This is a genomic window from Mycolicibacterium neworleansense (genome assembly GCF_001245615.1).
Taxonomy (GTDB): domain Bacteria; phylum Actinomycetota; class Actinomycetes; order Mycobacteriales; family Mycobacteriaceae; genus Mycobacterium; species Mycobacterium neworleansense.
This window is the reverse complement of record NZ_CWKH01000001.1, coordinates 2125118-2140430: the sequence shown is the minus strand read 5'-3', so window position 1 is coordinate 2140430 and position 15313 is coordinate 2125118. Positions and strand designations below refer to the sequence as shown.

The window sequence follows — 15313 nt, the reverse complement described above, 5'->3', positions numbered from 1 at the left end:
AAGGCCAGGTCAGGGTGTGCCGAAGTGCAGGGGCTGACCGGGACGGTAGCCTCTCTAGGTTGTGACCGCCCGCAATCAGAGCGCATCCCGGACCCGCGTCGCCGTCGTCTACGGCGGACGTAGCTCGGAGCACGCGATCTCCTGCGTATCGGCAGGCAGCATCCTGCGCAACCTCGACCCCGAGAGGTTCGAGGTGGTCGCCGTCGGGATCACCCCCGACGGCTCGTGGATGCTGACCGACGGACGTCCCGAGACCCTCGCGATCACCGATGGTCAGCTGCCCGAGGTCACCGAGACATCCGGTACCGAACTGGCGTTGCCTGCGGCGCCCAACCGCAGCGGTCAGCTGCTGGCGCTGAGCAACGGCCCCGGTGAGCTGCTGGCCGCCGTCGACGTGGTGTTCCCCGTGCTGCACGGCCCGTACGGCGAGGACGGCACCATCCAGGGCCTGCTGGAGCTGGCCGGGATTCCTTATGTGGGCTCCGGTGTGCTGTCCAGCGCCGCCGGGATGGACAAGGAGTTCACCAAGAAGCTGCTCGTCGCCGAGGGCCTGCCGATCGGCGACTTCGTGGTGCTGCGCGCCAACGACGCCACGCTGGACTTCGAGCATCGCGAGCGGCTGGGCCTGCCGGTGTTCGTCAAGCCCGCCCGGGGCGGCTCCTCGATCGGGGTCAGCCGGGTCGCGGCGTGGGATGAACTGCCCGCGGCGATCGAACTCGCGCGCCGCCACGACCCGAAGGTCATCGTCGAGGCCGCGGTACCGGGCCGCGAACTGGAATGCGGTGTGCTGGAGTTCCCCGACGGCAGGATCGAAGCCAGCACGGTGGGCGAGATCCGGGTGGCCGGTGTGCGCGGGCGCGAGGACGGGTTCTACGACTTCGCCACCAAATACCTTGTCGACGCCGCCGAGTTGGATGTACCCGCCAAGGTCGACGACGACATCTCCGAGGAGGTTCGCCGGCTGGCCGTGCGTGCCTTCACCGCGATCGACTGCCAGGGGCTGGCCCGCGTCGACTTCTTCCTCACCGACGACGGACCGGTGATCAACGAGATCAACACCATGCCTGGGTTCACCACCATCTCGATGTTCCCGCGGATGTGGGCGGCCAGCGGTGTGGACTACCCGACGTTGCTGACCGCGATGGTCGAGACCGCGCTGGCGCGCGGCACCGGCCTGCGCTGAACCACGCGAGGGATCACGCGTCAGCGCGCCGGGGCAGGTGCCGGTTCCTGGGCGGGCATCGTCCGGGCGATCTGACCGGAGATCTGCTGAATGGGTGTCGGCCCCGAGCCGGCCGGCAGGGTCAACGCGACATATACCGCCCGATCGACCGCGTACCAGGTGCTGCGGCCCTGGTCGTCGGTCTGGTTCGCCGGGCCGGCTTCTCCCACCCGGAACCACTGGATCTCGTCGACCACCTGCAGCGGCGTGCCCACGACGAAATCGGTGGGGCGTTCCAGCCCGCAGCGCAGAACGACCGGCTCGGTGTTCGGCTCGGCGCGCCAGGCCGCGGTGCCCGGCGGCGTCGGATCGACGGTCGGGGCGCGCCGGAAATCACCGAGCTGCTGGGGCAGCGCATTGAGCAGGTCGCGGCACTGCTGGCTGTCGGCCTGCGGCGCGGGTATCGCCGGGATGGCGACGGGCTGTTGTTCGGGGGACTGCTGTCGTGACGCCGCGATGCCGAGGACGGTGATCAACGCCGAGATCGCGACGACGACCGCCGCGATCAGCAGGGCGCGGGGTGGTCCGTCAACGGCGGGGGAGTCGGTCACACCACCAACTCTATGGCTGGCCGGCGTTGGCGATCGGGCAGGTCAAGGTCCGGGTGATTCCGGGCACCTGCTGTACGGCGGGCACCACATCGGACTGCAGCGCCGCCAGGGTGTCGGCAGCGATGCGCAGGACCACGTCGTAGGGCCCCGTCACGTATTCGGCGGACACCACGCCGGGAAGGGCGGCGAGTTGTTTGGCGACGACCTCGGCGCGGCCCACCTCGGTCTGGATCAGCACGTAAGCCTCCACCACCGGCTGTCTCCTCCATCTCTGTGCATAAACTGCTGGCCGCAGGCACCAAACGTACCGCAGGTCGGGTTCGGGTTCAGGACACGGCAGCCGACCGGCAGGAGGCCACATGACCGGCGAGATCCCGGGCACCGATCCCGGTGACGACAACGACGACACCTTGGCCCGGGCGGGGGAATTCGTCGTCATCGACCGGCTGGTGGCCGGGCGTACACAAGCCGATGCGGTAACGCTGGGCCCCGGTGACGATGCGGCGGTGGTGACGGCGACCGACGGCTTCACCGTGGTGTCCACCGACATGCTCGTGCAGGACCGCCATTTCCGGCTGGACTGGTCGACGCCGCACGACATCGGCCGCAAGGCCATCGCCCAGAATGCCGCCGACATCGAAGCGATGGGGGCACGGGCCACCGCCTTCGTGGTGGCGTTCGGAGCCCCGTCGGACACGTCGGTCGCCGCGGCGACGGCAGTGTCGGACGGATTGTGGGACGAGGCGGGCCGGCTGGACGCCAGCATCGCCGGCGGAGACCTGGTTCGCGCCCCGGTGTGGGTGATCTCGGTCACCGCGCTAGGTGACCTCGGTGGGCGGGAACCGGTGCGCCGCAGCGGCGCCCGACCCGGCGACACCGTGGCGGTGGCGGGCGACCTCGGCCGCTCGGCCGCCGGTTTCGCGCTCCTGCACCTCGGCATAGAAGGGCAGGCCGGGTTCTCCGAACTGCGGCAGCGGCACTTCACCCCGCAGCCGCCCTACGGTCAGGGCGTTCGGGCATCCGACGCCGGGGCGAGGGCGATGACGGATGTCTCCGACGGTCTGCTCGCCGATCTGGGCCACATCGCGACGGCCTCCGGGGTAGGTATCGACGTGGACACCAGCCTGCTCGACGACGACCGGAGGGCGGTCGCCGAGGCCGCCGCGGCCGTGGGCGCCGATCCGTGGGAATGGGTGCTGGGCGGTGGTGAGGACCACGCGCTGGCCGCGACCTTCCCCGGTGCGCTCCCGCCCGGCTGGCGGGCCATCGGGCGGGTGCTCGACGGACCGGCGAAGGTGGTTGTGGACGGCGGCGCGTGGGGTGGAAACGCGGGATGGCAGTCGTTCGACTGAGTGGTCACGCTAAGTTGGCTTTCCGTGACTGCGGACGCGAGGAGCGAGACGGTAGGGGCGGACGCGAGGAGCGAGACGGGTGCGCGTCCCCTGAACGAACTTGTCGAGGACGGCTGGGCCCGCGCGCTTGAGCCGGTGGGCGCGCACGTCGCGCAGATGGGGCAGTTCCTGCGCGATGAACTCAACGCCGGCAGGCGCTATCTGCCTGCCGGTCAGAATGTGCTGCGCGCCTTCACGTTCCCGTTCGATCGGGTGCGCGTGTTGATCGTCGGTCAGGACCCGTATCCGACGCCGGGGCACGCTGTGGGCCTCAGTTTCTCGGTGGGCGCCGACGTGCGTCCGCTGCCGCGCAGTCTGTCGAACATCTTCACCGAGTACACCGCGGATCTGGGCTACCCGCAGCCGGCCAACGGCGATCTGACCCCGTGGGCCCAGCAGGGCGTGATGCTGCTCAACAGGGTGCTCACGGTGTCGCCGGGCACTCCGGCCTCGCACCGCGGCAAGGGCTGGGAGGCGGTGACGGAATGCGCGATCCGGGCCCTGGTGGCCCGCGAGCAGCCCATGGTGGCGGTGCTGTGGGGGCGTGACGCGTCGACGCTCAAACCGCTTCTGGCCGAGGGGGACTGCGCCACGATCGAATCGCCGCATCCGTCGCCGTTGTCGGCGTCGAGGGGATTCTTCGGTTCACGCCCGTTCAGCCGGGCCAATGAACTGTTGCAGCAGAAGGGTGCTGAGCCGATCGACTGGCGGCTGCCGTGAGGCGCTCACGGCATCGGGACGGCCGGCGGCTGCGGGATCGCAGGCGGTGCCGGGATTCCCGGTGACGGAATCTCGATCGTCACGTCACCGTCGCCATCGGTCGGCGACGTGGGCATCTCGGCGGGCGAGGTAGGTGCAGGCGATACCGGGGTTTCGATGACGGTGGTCTCGGTTTCGGTCGCCGGACCTTCCGATGTCACCGGAGCCTCGGTCGTCGTCGGCGTCTCCGAGGTGGTGGTATCGCTATCGGAAGTGTCGCCACCACACGCGGTCAGCATCGAGCCGACCGCGAGTGCGGCAGCAAACGCGTAGAGCGGTTTATGTGATGCACGACATGGGGTCATGACGGCAGGAGATACCCCGCCATACCCTCAGGTAAACAGGACCGTCGCGCACCGATCAGGCGCGCGACGTCAGCCGCGCGAGACCTTGCCGGCCTTGATGCAGGAGGTGCAGGCGTTCACGCGCTGCTTGTTGCCACCCGGGCGCGCCACGGCACGCACCGACTGGATGTTCGGATCCCAGCGCCGGCTGGTCCGCCGATGCGAGTGCGACACCGACTTGCCGAAGCCCGGGGCCTTTCCGCAGATATCGCACACGGCAGCCATATCAACAACTCCTCGAAATCAGTCCTTGGGGGGTCTGGGCCCGCTCGCCGCAAACGGCGGGGCTCAGCCCGACAACCTGATCAGAATACCGGGAGGCCAGAGGATCGCCAAAACGGCCCGTGAACACGTCCCAGGTTGTGCACAGCCGGCGGTGCTCTGATCAAGATTGTCGCCGCCAGTCGATAGGCTGGCGCCCACGGTGGTGACCGCGGGGGATGGCCGCGGATTTCTGTGGGATCTGATGGGGATTGGGAGGTCCGATGTCGGCTCGGCGGCTGGATGCCCCCGCTTTGCGGGCTTGGGCCCACGCTGCCGTCGATGACCTGATCACCCATACCGACGAGATCAACCGGCTCAACGTGTTCCCGGTGGCCGATGCCGATACCGGGACAAACATGCTGTTCACGATGCGTTCGGCGTGGGCGCACGTCGACGCCGAACCGGTCGGCGGCGACATCCCGGCGGTGGCCAGCGCCCTGGCGGCCGGTGCCTTGCAGGGAGCGCGAGGCAACTCCGGGGTGATCCTGTCGCAGATCCTGCTCGGCCTGGCCGAGGTCATCACCGCCGCAGCGGCCCAACGCGACGGCGACCTGTCCGCCGTGGACGGCGTCCTGTTCGGCGTGGCGCTGCGCCATGCCGCCGCCCTGGCTGTCACCTCGATGGGTGAGCCGGTGCCCGGCACGATCGTGTCGGTCCTGCAGGCCGCCGCCGAGGCCGCCGAACGCTGTGCGGCCGCGGGCGGTGATGTCGCTGAGGCCGCCGCTGCCGCCGGCGACGCCGCTTCGGCGGCCCTGGATCGAACGCCGGAGCAGCTCGACGTGCTGGCCAAGGCCGGCGTGGTCGATTCCGGCGGTCGTGGCCTGCTGGTGCTGCTCGACGCGATGACGGCGACCCTGGCCGGGCAGGCACCGCGCCGGCCGGTCTACGCCCCAGCCGTGGCGGCTGCGGCGCTGGTGGCCACGGAGGCGCCGCCACAGTTCGAGGTGATGTACCTGCTGAGCGGCTGTGGCGCGCCCGCGGTCGACGGCTTGCGGGCCGCGCTCGAGCAGATGGGCGAGTCGGTGGCGATCGCTGCCTCGGGCAGTGACCAGTATTCGGTCCACGTCCATGTCGACGACGCGGGGGCCGCGGTCGAGGCCGGGCTCGCCGTGGGGTCGCTGACCCGCATCCAGATCACCGCGCTCACCGGCGCCCCGGGTGTCAGGTCGGCCGGAGGCTGGGCCCGAGAGCGGGCGGTGCTGGCGGTGGTCGACGGCGACGGTGCCGTCGAGCTGTTCGCCGGCGAGGGCGCGCACGTGTTGCGGCCCGAGGAGGGGCAGCCGATCAGCGCGCAGCAGTTGTTGCGTGCCCTGGTCGACGTGGGCGCTGCCCAGGTCATGGTGCTGCCCAATGGTTATGTCGCCGCCGAGGAGCTGGTGGCCGGCTGCACGGCGGCGATCGGCTGGGGTATCGACGTGGTCCCGGTGCCGGCCGGTTCGATGGTGCAGGGGCTGGCGGCGCTGGCCGTGCACGACGAGGGCAGGCAGGCCGTCGATGACGGGTACACCATGGCGGCCGCGGCCGCGGGCGCTCGCCACGGCACGGTGCGGATCGCCACCGAAGACGCGTTGACATGGGCCGGTGCCTGCAAGCCGGGTGACGGGCTGGGCATCGCCGGCGACGAGGTGCTGATCGTCGGGCCCGACCTCACCGCGGCCGGGGCGGGGTTGATCGATCTGCTGATGGTGGCAGGCGGGGAGCTGATCACCGTGCTGACCGGCGACGGCGTGGATGCCGCTGTGGGTGAGGCGTTGCAGGCTCACGTGCACCGCGAGCACCTCGGCGCCGAACTGGTGACGTATCACACCGGCCACCGCGGTGACGCCCTGTTGATCGGGGTGGAGTGATGGTCAGCCTCGGCGACCGGCTCGAATTCGTGATCGGGAAGAAGAACGCGGACAAGCTGAACGCGAACTTCGGCCTTCGCACGGTCAACGACCTGCTGCGGCACTACCCGCGCAAGTACAGCGACGGCATGACGGTCCGTGGTGAGGGGGAGGCTCTCGATCTGGAAGAGGGCGAACACGTCACCTTCATCGACGTGGTGACCAAAGCCGACGTCGGTGAGATGAAGTCGAGCGTGCGGACCAAATCCGGGGGTACCCGGAGGGCCAAGTATCTGCGGGTGACCCTGGGGGAGCACCGGCCCGCGGTGACGGCCACGTTCTTCAACGCCGGCTGGATGGTGGACAAGGTGGAGACGGGCACCCGCCTGATGCTCTCCGGCGAGGTCAAGTACTTCCGCAACACCCTTCAGCTGAACCACCCGGCGTTTCTGGTGCTCAATCCGCCGCCCGGTAAGCAGATCGGTACCAAGTCGATGACCACCATCGCGTCGGCGTCGGGAGCCAGCGGCGAGGACATGCTGGCCGAGTTCGAGCGGGACTTCTTCCCGATCTACCCGGCGTCGGCCAAGGTGCAGAGCTGGGACATCTACGCCTGCGTGCGCCAGACCCTCGACATGCTCGACCCGATTCCCGACCCCCTCCCGGAAGACTTTGTCCGCCAACACAACCTGGTATCCGAGGATGAGGCGCTGCGCGCCATCCACCTGGCCGAGAACTCGACCCAGCGTGAGCTGGCGCGTGAACGGCTGACTTTCGATGAGGCCATCGGGCTGCAGTGGGGGCTGGTGGGCCGGCGTTACAGCGAACTGAGCGAGTCAGGTCCTGCCGCACCGCCTGTCGACGACCGGCTGGCCGCGGCGATGCGCGGTCGGATGCCGTTCGAGCTGACCGCGGGGCAATCCGAAGTGCTGGAAGTGATCTCGGGTGAGTTGGCTTCGACGCGGCCGATGAACCGGATGTTGCAGGGCGAGGTGGGCTCGGGCAAGACCATCGTGTCGGTGCTGGCGATGTTGCAGATGGTCGATGCGGGTTATCAGTGTGCCCTGTTGGCCCCCACCGAAGTGCTTGCGGCCCAACATGCGCGCTCGATCCGGGACGTGCTGGGGCCGCTGGCGATGGCGGGTCAACTCGGCGGCACCGAGACGGCAACCGGTGTCGCGCTGCTCACCGGGTCGATGACGGCACCACAGAAGCGGGCCGTGCGTGATCAGGTGGCGTCCGGGCAGGCCGGCATCGTGGTCGGCACGCATGCGCTGCTGCAGGACGCGGTGGAGTTCCACAACCTGGGCATGGTGGTCGTCGACGAACAGCACCGGTTCGGGGTCGAGCAGCGGGATGCGTTGCGCGCCAAGGCCCGTGACGGGCTGACGCCGCATCTACTGGTGATGACGGCCACGCCGATCCCGCGCACCGTCGCGCTCACGGTGTACGGGGATCTGGAGACCTCGACGCTGCGTGAGCTTCCGCGTGGCCGCCAGCCCATCACCACCAACACCATTTTCGTCTCGCAGAAGCCGGCCTGGCTGGACCGGGCCTGGGCCCGGATCCGCGAGGAGGTGGGCGCCGGGCGGCAGGCCTACGTGGTCGCCTCACGTATCGACGAGTCCGACAAGCCCAACGGCAAGGACGACGGCCGCGGCGGCCCGCCGCCGATCACGGTGGTCGACCTGTTCGACCGGTTGAGTGCGGGCCCACTGTCCGGGTTGCGGCTAGGGCTGATGCACGGCCGGCTCTCGGGCGACGAGAAGGACGCGGTGATGGGCGCGTTCCGGGCGGGCGAGATCGATGTGCTGGTGTGCACCACCGTCATCGAGGTCGGTGTCGACGTGCCCAACGCGACCATGATGGTGGTGATGGACGCCGACCGGTTCGGCATCAGTCAGCTGCATCAGCTGCGGGGCCGGATCGGTCGCGGGCAGCATCCCAGCCTGTGCCTGCTGGCCACCCGGCTCCCCGAAACCTCCAAGGCCGGTGAGCGGATCACCGCCGTCGCCGGGACGCTGGACGGCTTCGCCCTGGCCGATCTCGATCTCGACGAGCGTCGTGAGGGGGATGTGCTGGGCCTCAACCAGTCCGGGCGCACCATCAACCTGCGCTTTTTGTCCCTGCATGATCATCTCGAGGTGATCCAGGAGGCCCGGGCGTTCTGCGAGCAGCGGTACGCGCACAACCCGCATGATCCCGGGATGGACCTCCTGGCAGCGCAATTCGTGAACACCGACCGCGTCGAGTACCTGGACAAGGCATGACCCGTCGCCGGCTGTGGTGGTTGGCCGCGGTCGTCGCACTCGCGGTGGTGGTCGCCGTCCAGGTGAGCACCTCGACGCAGGACGGCGTGCGGTTCGCCGCGCAGGCGCAACCGCCCACCGTCGCCGCCGGTGTCGACCTGTTGGCCGGAGTGCCGCAGATTCCGGTGCGGGTGCGCGGCAACGACTATCGCCGCGCGGCGTTCGGTGAATCCTGGGACGACGACAACAGCGCGCCCGGTGGCCACAACGGCTGCGACACCCGCAACGACATCCTCAACCGTGACCTCGTCGACAAGACGTTCGTCGCGATCAAGCGGTGTCCGGCCGCCGTGGCGACCGGAACGCTGCACGATCCGTATACGAATGTGCTGGTGTCGTTCGTCCGCGGCAACCAGACCGGTGCCTCGGTGCAGATCGACCACATCGTGCCGCTGGCGTTGGCCTGGGACCTGGGGGCGCGGGACTGGCCCGACGATCTGCGGTTGCGGTTCGCCAACGACCCGGCCAATCTGCTGGCGGTCGCCGGTAAGCCCAACCAGGACAAGGGCGATCAGGAGCCCGCCCACTGGATGCCGCCCAACCGGTCGTTCTGGTGCCAGTACGCGGTGCAGTTCGTCGAGGTGTTGCGCGGCTACGCGCTGCCGGTGGACGCGGCGTCGGCCGGGGTCCTGCGCGAGGCCGCGGGCAGTTGTCCGACCGGCTGAGCTGATTCGCCAGGGCGTGACCAAAACGTACCGACGCCTGCGCTGACCGGTTAGCCTCTGGGGAGGCATAGAGGTGTGCGATGTATCTGACGCAGGGGTTACGGCGCGCGGCGCAGATCCGGCCGCGGGAAGAATCCACGGTGTTCGGGCAGCGGCGGCGCATCTGGTCGGAGACCGCGGACCGCGTCGCGCGGATTGCCGGTGGTCTCAAGGAAATTGGTGTCCGGCCCGGCGACCGTGTCGCGATCCTGGCACTCAACAGCGATCGCTATTTCGAGCTTCTGTACGCCATCCCATGGCTGGGCGCCGTCATGGTGCCGGTGAACACCCGGCTCGCAACGCCGGAGATCCGGTACATCCTCGAAGATTCGGGGGTCCGCGTGCTGTTCGCGGACGGCGCGATGCAGGCGCATGCCGCGGATTTGGCCGGGCAGACACCGACGCTTGAGACGACGTTCTACCTCGATGACGACGCGGCGCCCGCGGGTGTGCGGCACTACGAGGAGCTGGCGGCGGGACCCGCTCTCGCGGACGCAGGTGCCGGTGGTGACACCCTTGCCGGCATCTTCTACACCGGCGGTACCACCGGAAAGTCCAAGGGAGTGATGCTCAGCCACAACAACCTGGTGTGGAACGCGATGAACGTCATCGCCGGGATGTACTACGACCAGGACATGACCTACATCCATTCCGGCCCGATGTTCCATCTCGCCGACGGTGGTGCGACCTTCGGTGTCACCGTCTGCGGGGGCCGTCACGTGTTCGTGCCGCGCTTCGATGCCACCGAATGCCTGCGAACCATGGAAAGCGAACGGGTCACGCACGCCGCGCTGGTACCCACCATGATCAACATGCTGGTCAACAACCCGGCGGTGGGTGACGTCGATCTGTCGAGGCTCGACTACATCACCTACGGCGCGTCGCCGATGCCGGAAGGGCTGCTACGCAAGGCACTCGAGTCTTTCCCGAACTGCAGCTTCATCCACGCCTATGGCATGACCGAGGCTTCGCCGGGAGTCACCCTGCTACCGCCGCGTTACGCCACCCTCGATGGGCCGTATGCCGGTCGCCTCAAGTCGTGTGGGCAGGCGCAACTCACGACGGAGTTGAAGATCGTCGACGAGGAGCGAAAGATATTGCCTCGCCTGGTAATCGGTGAAGTCGCGGTGCGGGGGCCGATGATCATGCTGGGCTACTGGAACATGCCCGAACAAACCGCGGCGGTGCTAGAAGCTGGTTGGTTCTACACCGGCGATGCCGGCTATCTGGACGACGAGGGATTCCTCTTCATCGTCGACCGGCTCAAGGACATGATCATTTCCGGTGGCGAGAACGTGTACTCGGCCGAGGTCGAGAACGCGATCTCGTTGATGCCGGGCGTTGCCGAAGTCGCGGTGATCGGAATTCCCGACCCGCGGTGGGGCGAGACTGTGCATGCCGTCGTGGTACCGCGTCCAGGGGCCGGGCTCACTGCCGAGGCGGTCATCGAGCACTGCGGCGGGCGGATCGCCGGCTACAAGTGTCCGCGTTCGGTCGAGTTCCGCGACACACCGCTCCCGCAATCCGGCCCCGGCAAGATACTGAAGCGCGAACTGCGGGAACCGTTCTGGACAAGCCCGACCCGCTGAGTAGGCCGGCTCGTGGCGTTACTACCCGGCGAAGTTTGCCGGGTCCGGCCGGAACCGGGTGCCGTCGTCGAGGTCGTTCAGGCTGTCCATCTGCTCATCGGTCAGCTCGAAGCCGAACACTTCCAGGTTGGACGCGATCCGCTCCGGGTTGGTCGACCGGGAGATCACGATGTTGCCCAGCTGGATGCTCCAGCGGATCAACACCTGCGCCGGGGTGCGGCCGTGTGCCTCGGCGATGGCCGTGACGGCCGGGTTGTCGAGCAGATTGCCGACACCCAGCGGGCTGTAGGCCTCGGTTGCGACGTTGTACCTGGCATTGGCTGCGCGCCAGGCGCTCTGGTTGAGCAACGGATGCAGCTCGATCTGGTTGACCGCAGGCGTCGTGAAGGTCAGTTCGACGATCGTCGAGAGGTTGTCCGGGCTGAAGTTGGACACACCGGTGGAGCGCGCCAGCCCTTCCTGCTTGAGCGCCATCAGTCCGCCCCAGCTGTCGACATACTTGCCGGTGTCGGTGCCGGGCCAATGGATCAGGTACAGGTCCACATAGTCCAGGCCGAGCCGCTCCAGGCTGGCCCGTCCGGCGTTCTGCGACGACTGGAAACCGTGGTCGGTGACAGCCAGTTTGGTGGTCACCGAGATCTGCTCACGCGGAATGCCCGATGCCGCGATGGCGCGGCCGACGCCCGCCTCGTTGCCGTAGGCGGCGGCCGTGTCGATCAACCGGTGGCCGGCCTCCAGGGCCGCCGACACCACGCGCTCTGCCTCGGAATCCGAGAGGCCACCGACGCCGAATCCGACGACGGGCATCGTACGGTCGTCGTTGAGTGTGACGGTGGGAATCGCATTCCCGTCCGAGGAGGTCATGTCACCTAGCCTGTGAAGTTGAAGGTTCGCGGATCGGGTCCCAGGCGGGTGTCCGTCTCCAACGAGGCGATGGCCGCCATGTCCGCTTCGTCCAGGTCGAAATCGAACACGTCGAAATTACTGACAATCCGCTCGGGGTTCACCGATTTGGGGATGACGATATTACCCAGATGTATATGCCACCTAATCAGTACCTGTGCGGGCGTTTTACCGTGCCTTTCGGCAATGCCGGCGATCACCGGATCGGCGAGCAGCGACCCTTGTCCCAGCGGGCTCCAGGCCTCGGTGGCGATACCCAATCGGGCGTGCACCTCACGAAGCTCGTGTTGCGGCAGCAGGGGATGCAGTTCGATCTGGTTGACCGCGGGCACGATGCCGGTGGAGTCGATGAGAACGTCGAGATGCTCGGGTGCGAAGTTGCTCACGCCGATGGACCGCACCCGGCCCTGATCGTGCAGATGGGCGAAGGCCCTGAACGTGTCGACGTAGGCATTGTTGGCCGGCACCGGCCAGTGGATGAGATAGAGGTCGAGGTAGTCGACACCGAGCCGCCCGACGCTGGCGTCGAACGCGGCCAGCGTCGCGTCATACCCCTGGTCGCTGTTCCACAGCTTGGTCACCAGGAACACGTCTTCGCGGGGGATCCCGGAGTTGACCAGGCCGCGGCCGGTCTCGGGCTCGTTGCGGTACGCGGCGGCGGTGTCGATGTGCCGGTAGCCGGCCTGCAGTGCCGCGGTCACCGCCCGCTCGGTCTCCTCGGCAGGGGTCTGCCAAACTCCCAACCCGACTTGCGGTATCGAATTACCGTCGTTGAGCGTGACACGAGGACTCACAGAGGGAGCAGCCATGACTGAAAGTCTGCCAGGCGGAGCGGCTCGAGGCGGACCTGACGGCTCCCGGCGGGACACGGTCAAACAGGCCGTCCTGGAGCGGGCCACCAAGCTCACCCTGTCCGCGATCCCGCGGATCCCCGATCCGGTCAAGCGCCTGCTGCTGGCCGGGCGTTCGGTGAAGATCGACGGCAACACCCTGGACACCACGCTGCAATTCACCCTCGCGGCCGAACATGCAGCCGGGGTCGGGGGCCTGGTCGCCGATCACAGCCCGGAGTCCGGTGTCGCGGTCTCACGGGCCGCGCTGCAGGCCACCGCAGCGATGATGAAGGTCCGGATCGACGCGGACGTGACAGAGATTTCGATTCCCGGACCGGCCGGGCCCATCCCGGCGCGACGGTACGTTCCCGACGGCACGGGATCCCCGGCGATCTCGGCGCTGTTGCTGTACTTCCACGGCGGCGGCTTCGTGCTCGGTGGCCTCGACACCCATGACGGCCTGTGCCGGATGATCTGCCGGGACGGCGGCATTCAGGTGATCTCCGTCGACTACCGGCTCGCGCCCGAACACAAGGCGCCCGCCGCCGTCGACGACGCCTATGCCGCGTACCGATGGGCGCTCGATCACGCGGCCGGCCTGGGCGCCACCCGGATCGTGGTCGGGGGAGACAGCGCCGGCGGCAACCTGGCCGCGGTGGTGGCCCAGCAGGCGCGCGACTCTGAGTTGCCACTGCCTGCGCTGCAGTTGTTACTCTATCCGGTCACCGACTGGTCGAGTGAGACGCGATCCAAGACGCTGTTCGCCGACGGCTTTTTCCTGGAGAAACGTGACATGGACTGGTTCGGCGCCCACTACCTCGACGGTGCCGAGGTGACCGCCGAGGATCCGGTGATCTCGCCGCTGCTGAACGAGGATCTGTCCGGCCTACCGCCGGCCCTGGTGGTCACCGGCGGGTTCGACCCGCTGCGAGACGAGGGCAACAGATACGCCAAGGCGATGCAGGACGCCGGGGTGGTGGTGGACCTCCGCGAGGAACGATCGCTGATCCACGCGTTCGCCAACTTCTTCCCGCTGGGAGGCGGTAGCGCCACCGCGACGAGCGCGATGATCTCTGCGCTGCGCGCACATCTCAGCCACGCCGAAAGTTGACCTGTCGACGCCGGTACGCTTGTCGACGTGGCCAAACCGAAGAAGACCGCGAAGTACGACCTCAAGGCGGCTGACCGCAAGCGCAACCTGTGGGTTCAGATCGGGCTGACAGCCGTGGTGGTGCTGTTCGCCGTCGGTCTGGTGCTCTACATCGTGACGACCGGCCACAAGCGCCCCGCGTCCGGGGAGGCCAGGGCCGTACACGTGGCCGCGCCCAGCGTGATCACCAAAGAGGGCACCTCTGAGCCCAAGGTGACACTGAGCCTCTACGAGGATTTCCTGTGCCCCGCGTGCGGTCATCTGGAACAGCAGTTCGGCCCGACCATCAACAAGCTGATCGACGCCGGCGCCATCGCCGTCGACTACCACATGGTGGGAATTCTGGACAAGATCGGCAACGGCTACTCGTCGCGGGCCGGTGGCGCCGCGTACTGCGTCGCCGACGAGTCCGTCGACGCGTTCCGCCGGTTCCACTCGGCGCTGTACACCCCCGGAATCCAGCCGGAGGAGGGTAGCGGCGTCTATCCGGACAACGCCCGGATCATCGAACTCGCGCGCCAGGCCGGTGCCGCCGGTGACGTGCCCGACTGCATCACCAACGGCCGCTACGTGGAGATGGTGCAGGGGATGGCCGCGGCCACCGGGATCAACTCCACCCCGACCGTGAAGTTCAACGGCGAGGAATACAACCCGACGACTCCTGACGCGCTGATCGCGAAGGTTAAAGAGATCGTCGGCGACCTGCCGGCCCTGAAGGGTCCGGCCCCCGGCCCCGCCGCGCCTGCCCCTCGTCGAAGAAGCCCCGGCGGCTGAGGCAGCGCCTGCACCCGCAGCTCCCGCGGCCCCGGCCGCACCTGCCGCTCCGGCGCCGGCCAACCCATGAGCGACACCGCCGCCGAGCTCGAGGAACTGGGGACCGATGAGTCCCCAGGGGTAGCCGTCAGCAAGGCCAGCGCCGTCTGGGTGCTCATCGCCGGCGTCCTCGGGCTGGCGGCGGCTCTGGCACTGACGGTCGAGAAGATCGAGCTGCTGATCGACCCGTCGTACGTGCCGACCTGCAGCATCAACCCGGTGATCTCCTGCGGTTCGGTGATGACCACCCCGCAGGCATCGGTCTTCGGATTCCCCAATTCGCTGCTCGGGATCATCGCCTTCACGGTCACCGTGGTCACCGGCGTTCTGGCTGTCGCCGGTGTGCGCATGCCCCGCTGGTACTGGGCCGGCCTCGCGACCGGGACCTTGCTGGGTGCCGTCATGGTGCACTGGCTGATCTTCCAAAGCCTGTATCGGATCGGCGCCCTGTGCCCGTACTGCATGGTGGTGTGGGCGGTGACCATCCCGCTGTTGGTTGTCACGAGTTCCATCGCGCTTCGACCGCTGCACACCAACGCGGTCGCCCGGGCGGTCTACCAGTGGCGGTGGTCGCTGGTGGCGCTCTGGTTCACCTCACTTTTGCTGTTGATCTTGGTGCGTTTCTGGGAATACTGGTCAACGCTGCTGTAACACT

General features: G+C 68.1%; 16 protein-coding genes. 10 read left to right on the top strand and 6 right to left on the bottom strand.

Annotation, left to right across the window (positions count from 1 at the left end):
• Positions 1-61 precede the first annotated feature (61 nt).
• Complete coding sequence (locus tag BN2156_RS10075; RefSeq protein ID WP_090513011.1) at positions 62-1183, top strand: D-alanine--D-alanine ligase family protein; 1122 nt, start codon at positions 62-64, stop codon at positions 1181-1183.
• A 20-nt stretch (positions 1184-1203) separates the two neighbouring features.
• Here the strand turns inward: BN2156_RS10075 and BN2156_RS10070 are convergent, their stop codons facing one another.
• Both BN2156_RS10070 and BN2156_RS10065 read right to left on the bottom strand, forming a co-directional pair.
• Positions 1204-1773, bottom strand: coding sequence for a DUF3515 domain-containing protein (locus tag BN2156_RS10070; protein ID WP_090513008.1), 570 nt, complete (start codon positions 1771-1773; stop codon positions 1204-1206).
• A gap of 10 nt (positions 1774-1783) precedes the next feature.
• Positions 1784-2026, bottom strand: a complete 243-nt coding sequence (locus BN2156_RS10065; RefSeq protein ID WP_090513006.1) for an Lrp/AsnC family transcriptional regulator — start codon at positions 2024-2026, stop codon at positions 1784-1786.
• A 106-nt stretch (positions 2027-2132) separates the two neighbouring features.
• Between BN2156_RS10065 and BN2156_RS10060 the strand changes: the two genes are divergently transcribed.
• Both BN2156_RS10060 and BN2156_RS10055 read left to right on the top strand, forming a co-directional pair.
• Positions 2133-3125: a thiamine-phosphate kinase gene (locus BN2156_RS10060; protein WP_090513003.1), complete on the top strand. Its 993-nt coding sequence runs from the start codon at positions 2133-2135 to the stop codon at positions 3123-3125.
• 24 nt (positions 3126-3149) lie between these two features.
• Complete coding sequence (locus tag BN2156_RS10055; protein ID WP_090513000.1) at positions 3150-3884, top strand: uracil-DNA glycosylase; 735 nt, start codon at positions 3150-3152, stop codon at positions 3882-3884.
• Positions 3885-3889: 5 nt separating this feature from the next.
• On the opposite strand, the gene BN2156_RS10050 is transcribed toward BN2156_RS10055, so the two are convergent.
• On the bottom strand, positions 3890-4228 hold the full coding sequence (locus tag BN2156_RS10050; protein ID WP_131725151.1) for a hypothetical protein: 339 nt from the start codon (positions 4226-4228) through the stop codon (positions 3890-3892).
• Positions 4229-4297: 69 nt separating this feature from the next.
• Entirely contained in the window at positions 4298-4492 is a 195-nt protein-coding gene (gene rpmB, locus BN2156_RS10045; RefSeq protein ID WP_003881125.1) for a 50S ribosomal protein L28, read from the bottom strand.
• 260 nt (positions 4493-4752) lie between these two features.
• On the opposite strand from rpmB, the gene BN2156_RS10040 reads away from it, so the two are divergent.
• From BN2156_RS10040 to BN2156_RS10025, 4 genes are all read left to right on the top strand, one after another.
• Complete coding sequence (locus BN2156_RS10040) at positions 4753-6378, top strand: fatty acid kinase ATP-binding subunit FakA (protein ID WP_090512994.1); 1626 nt, start codon at positions 4753-4755, stop codon at positions 6376-6378.
• Complete coding sequence (gene recG, locus BN2156_RS10035; protein WP_090512991.1) at positions 6378-8627, top strand: ATP-dependent DNA helicase RecG; 2250 nt, start codon at positions 6378-6380, stop codon at positions 8625-8627. Before BN2156_RS10040 ends, recG begins: the two co-directional genes overlap by 1 nt.
• Positions 8624-9331, top strand: a complete 708-nt coding sequence (locus BN2156_RS10030; protein WP_090512988.1) for an HNH endonuclease family protein — start codon at positions 8624-8626, stop codon at positions 9329-9331. Before recG ends, BN2156_RS10030 begins: the two co-directional genes overlap by 4 nt.
• A gap of 80 nt (positions 9332-9411) precedes the next feature.
• A complete protein-coding gene (locus BN2156_RS10025; RefSeq protein ID WP_090512985.1) occupies positions 9412-10959 on the top strand; it encodes a long-chain-fatty-acid--CoA ligase in 1548 nt (515 codons plus the stop codon).
• A 21-nt stretch (positions 10960-10980) separates the two neighbouring features.
• Here BN2156_RS10025 and BN2156_RS10020 read toward each other — a convergent pair whose 3' ends face one another.
• Entirely contained in the window at positions 10981-11823 is an 843-nt protein-coding gene (locus BN2156_RS10020) for an aldo/keto reductase (protein ID WP_090512983.1), read from the bottom strand.
• A 5-nt stretch (positions 11824-11828) separates the two neighbouring features.
• Positions 11829-12656, bottom strand: coding sequence for an aldo/keto reductase (locus BN2156_RS10015; protein ID WP_090512979.1), 828 nt, complete (start codon positions 12654-12656; stop codon positions 11829-11831).
• A 13-nt stretch (positions 12657-12669) separates the two neighbouring features.
• Between BN2156_RS10015 and BN2156_RS10010 the strand changes: the two genes are divergently transcribed.
• From BN2156_RS10010 to BN2156_RS10000, 3 genes are all read left to right on the top strand, one after another.
• Positions 12670-13806, top strand: a complete 1137-nt coding sequence (locus BN2156_RS10010; RefSeq protein ID WP_090512978.1) for an alpha/beta hydrolase — start codon at positions 12670-12672, stop codon at positions 13804-13806.
• 27 nt (positions 13807-13833) lie between these two features.
• Positions 13834-14619, top strand: a complete 786-nt coding sequence (locus BN2156_RS10005) for a DsbA family protein (RefSeq protein WP_090512975.1) — start codon at positions 13834-13836, stop codon at positions 14617-14619.
• Positions 14620-14685: 66 nt separating this feature from the next.
• Positions 14686-15309: a vitamin K epoxide reductase family protein gene (locus BN2156_RS10000; protein WP_090512973.1), complete on the top strand. Its 624-nt coding sequence runs from the start codon at positions 14686-14688 to the stop codon at positions 15307-15309.
• Positions 15310-15313 lie beyond the last annotated feature (4 nt).

What these genes read in the sequence shown, in the direction of transcription:
- BN2156_RS10060 (WP_090513003.1), top strand. Translation starts at nt 2,133, where the DNA reads ATGACCGGCGAGATCCCGGGCACCGATCCCGGTGACGACAACGACGAC.
- BN2156_RS10050 (WP_131725151.1), bottom strand. Translation starts at nt 4,228, where the DNA reads ATGACCCCATGTCGTGCATCACATAAACCGCTCTACGCGTTTGCTGCC.
- rpmB (WP_003881125.1), bottom strand. Translation starts at nt 4,492, where the DNA reads ATGGCTGCCGTGTGCGATATCTGCGGAAAGGCCCCGGGCTTCGGCAAG.
- BN2156_RS10040 (WP_090512994.1), top strand. Translation starts at nt 4,753, where the DNA reads ATGTCGGCTCGGCGGCTGGATGCCCCCGCTTTGCGGGCTTGGGCCCAC.
- recG (WP_090512991.1), top strand. Translation starts at nt 6,378, where the DNA reads ATGGTCAGCCTCGGCGACCGGCTCGAATTCGTGATCGGGAAGAAGAAC.
- BN2156_RS10030 (WP_090512988.1), top strand. Translation starts at nt 8,624, where the DNA reads ATGACCCGTCGCCGGCTGTGGTGGTTGGCCGCGGTCGTCGCACTCGCG.
- BN2156_RS10025 (WP_090512985.1), top strand. Translation starts at nt 9,412, where the DNA reads ATGTATCTGACGCAGGGGTTACGGCGCGCGGCGCAGATCCGGCCGCGG.
- BN2156_RS10020 (WP_090512983.1), bottom strand. Translation starts at nt 11,823, where the DNA reads ATGACCTCCTCGGACGGGAATGCGATTCCCACCGTCACACTCAACGAC.
- BN2156_RS10010 (WP_090512978.1), top strand. Translation starts at nt 12,670, where the DNA reads ATGACTGAAAGTCTGCCAGGCGGAGCGGCTCGAGGCGGACCTGACGGC.
- BN2156_RS10000 (WP_090512973.1), top strand. Translation starts at nt 14,686, where the DNA reads ATGAGCGACACCGCCGCCGAGCTCGAGGAACTGGGGACCGATGAGTCC.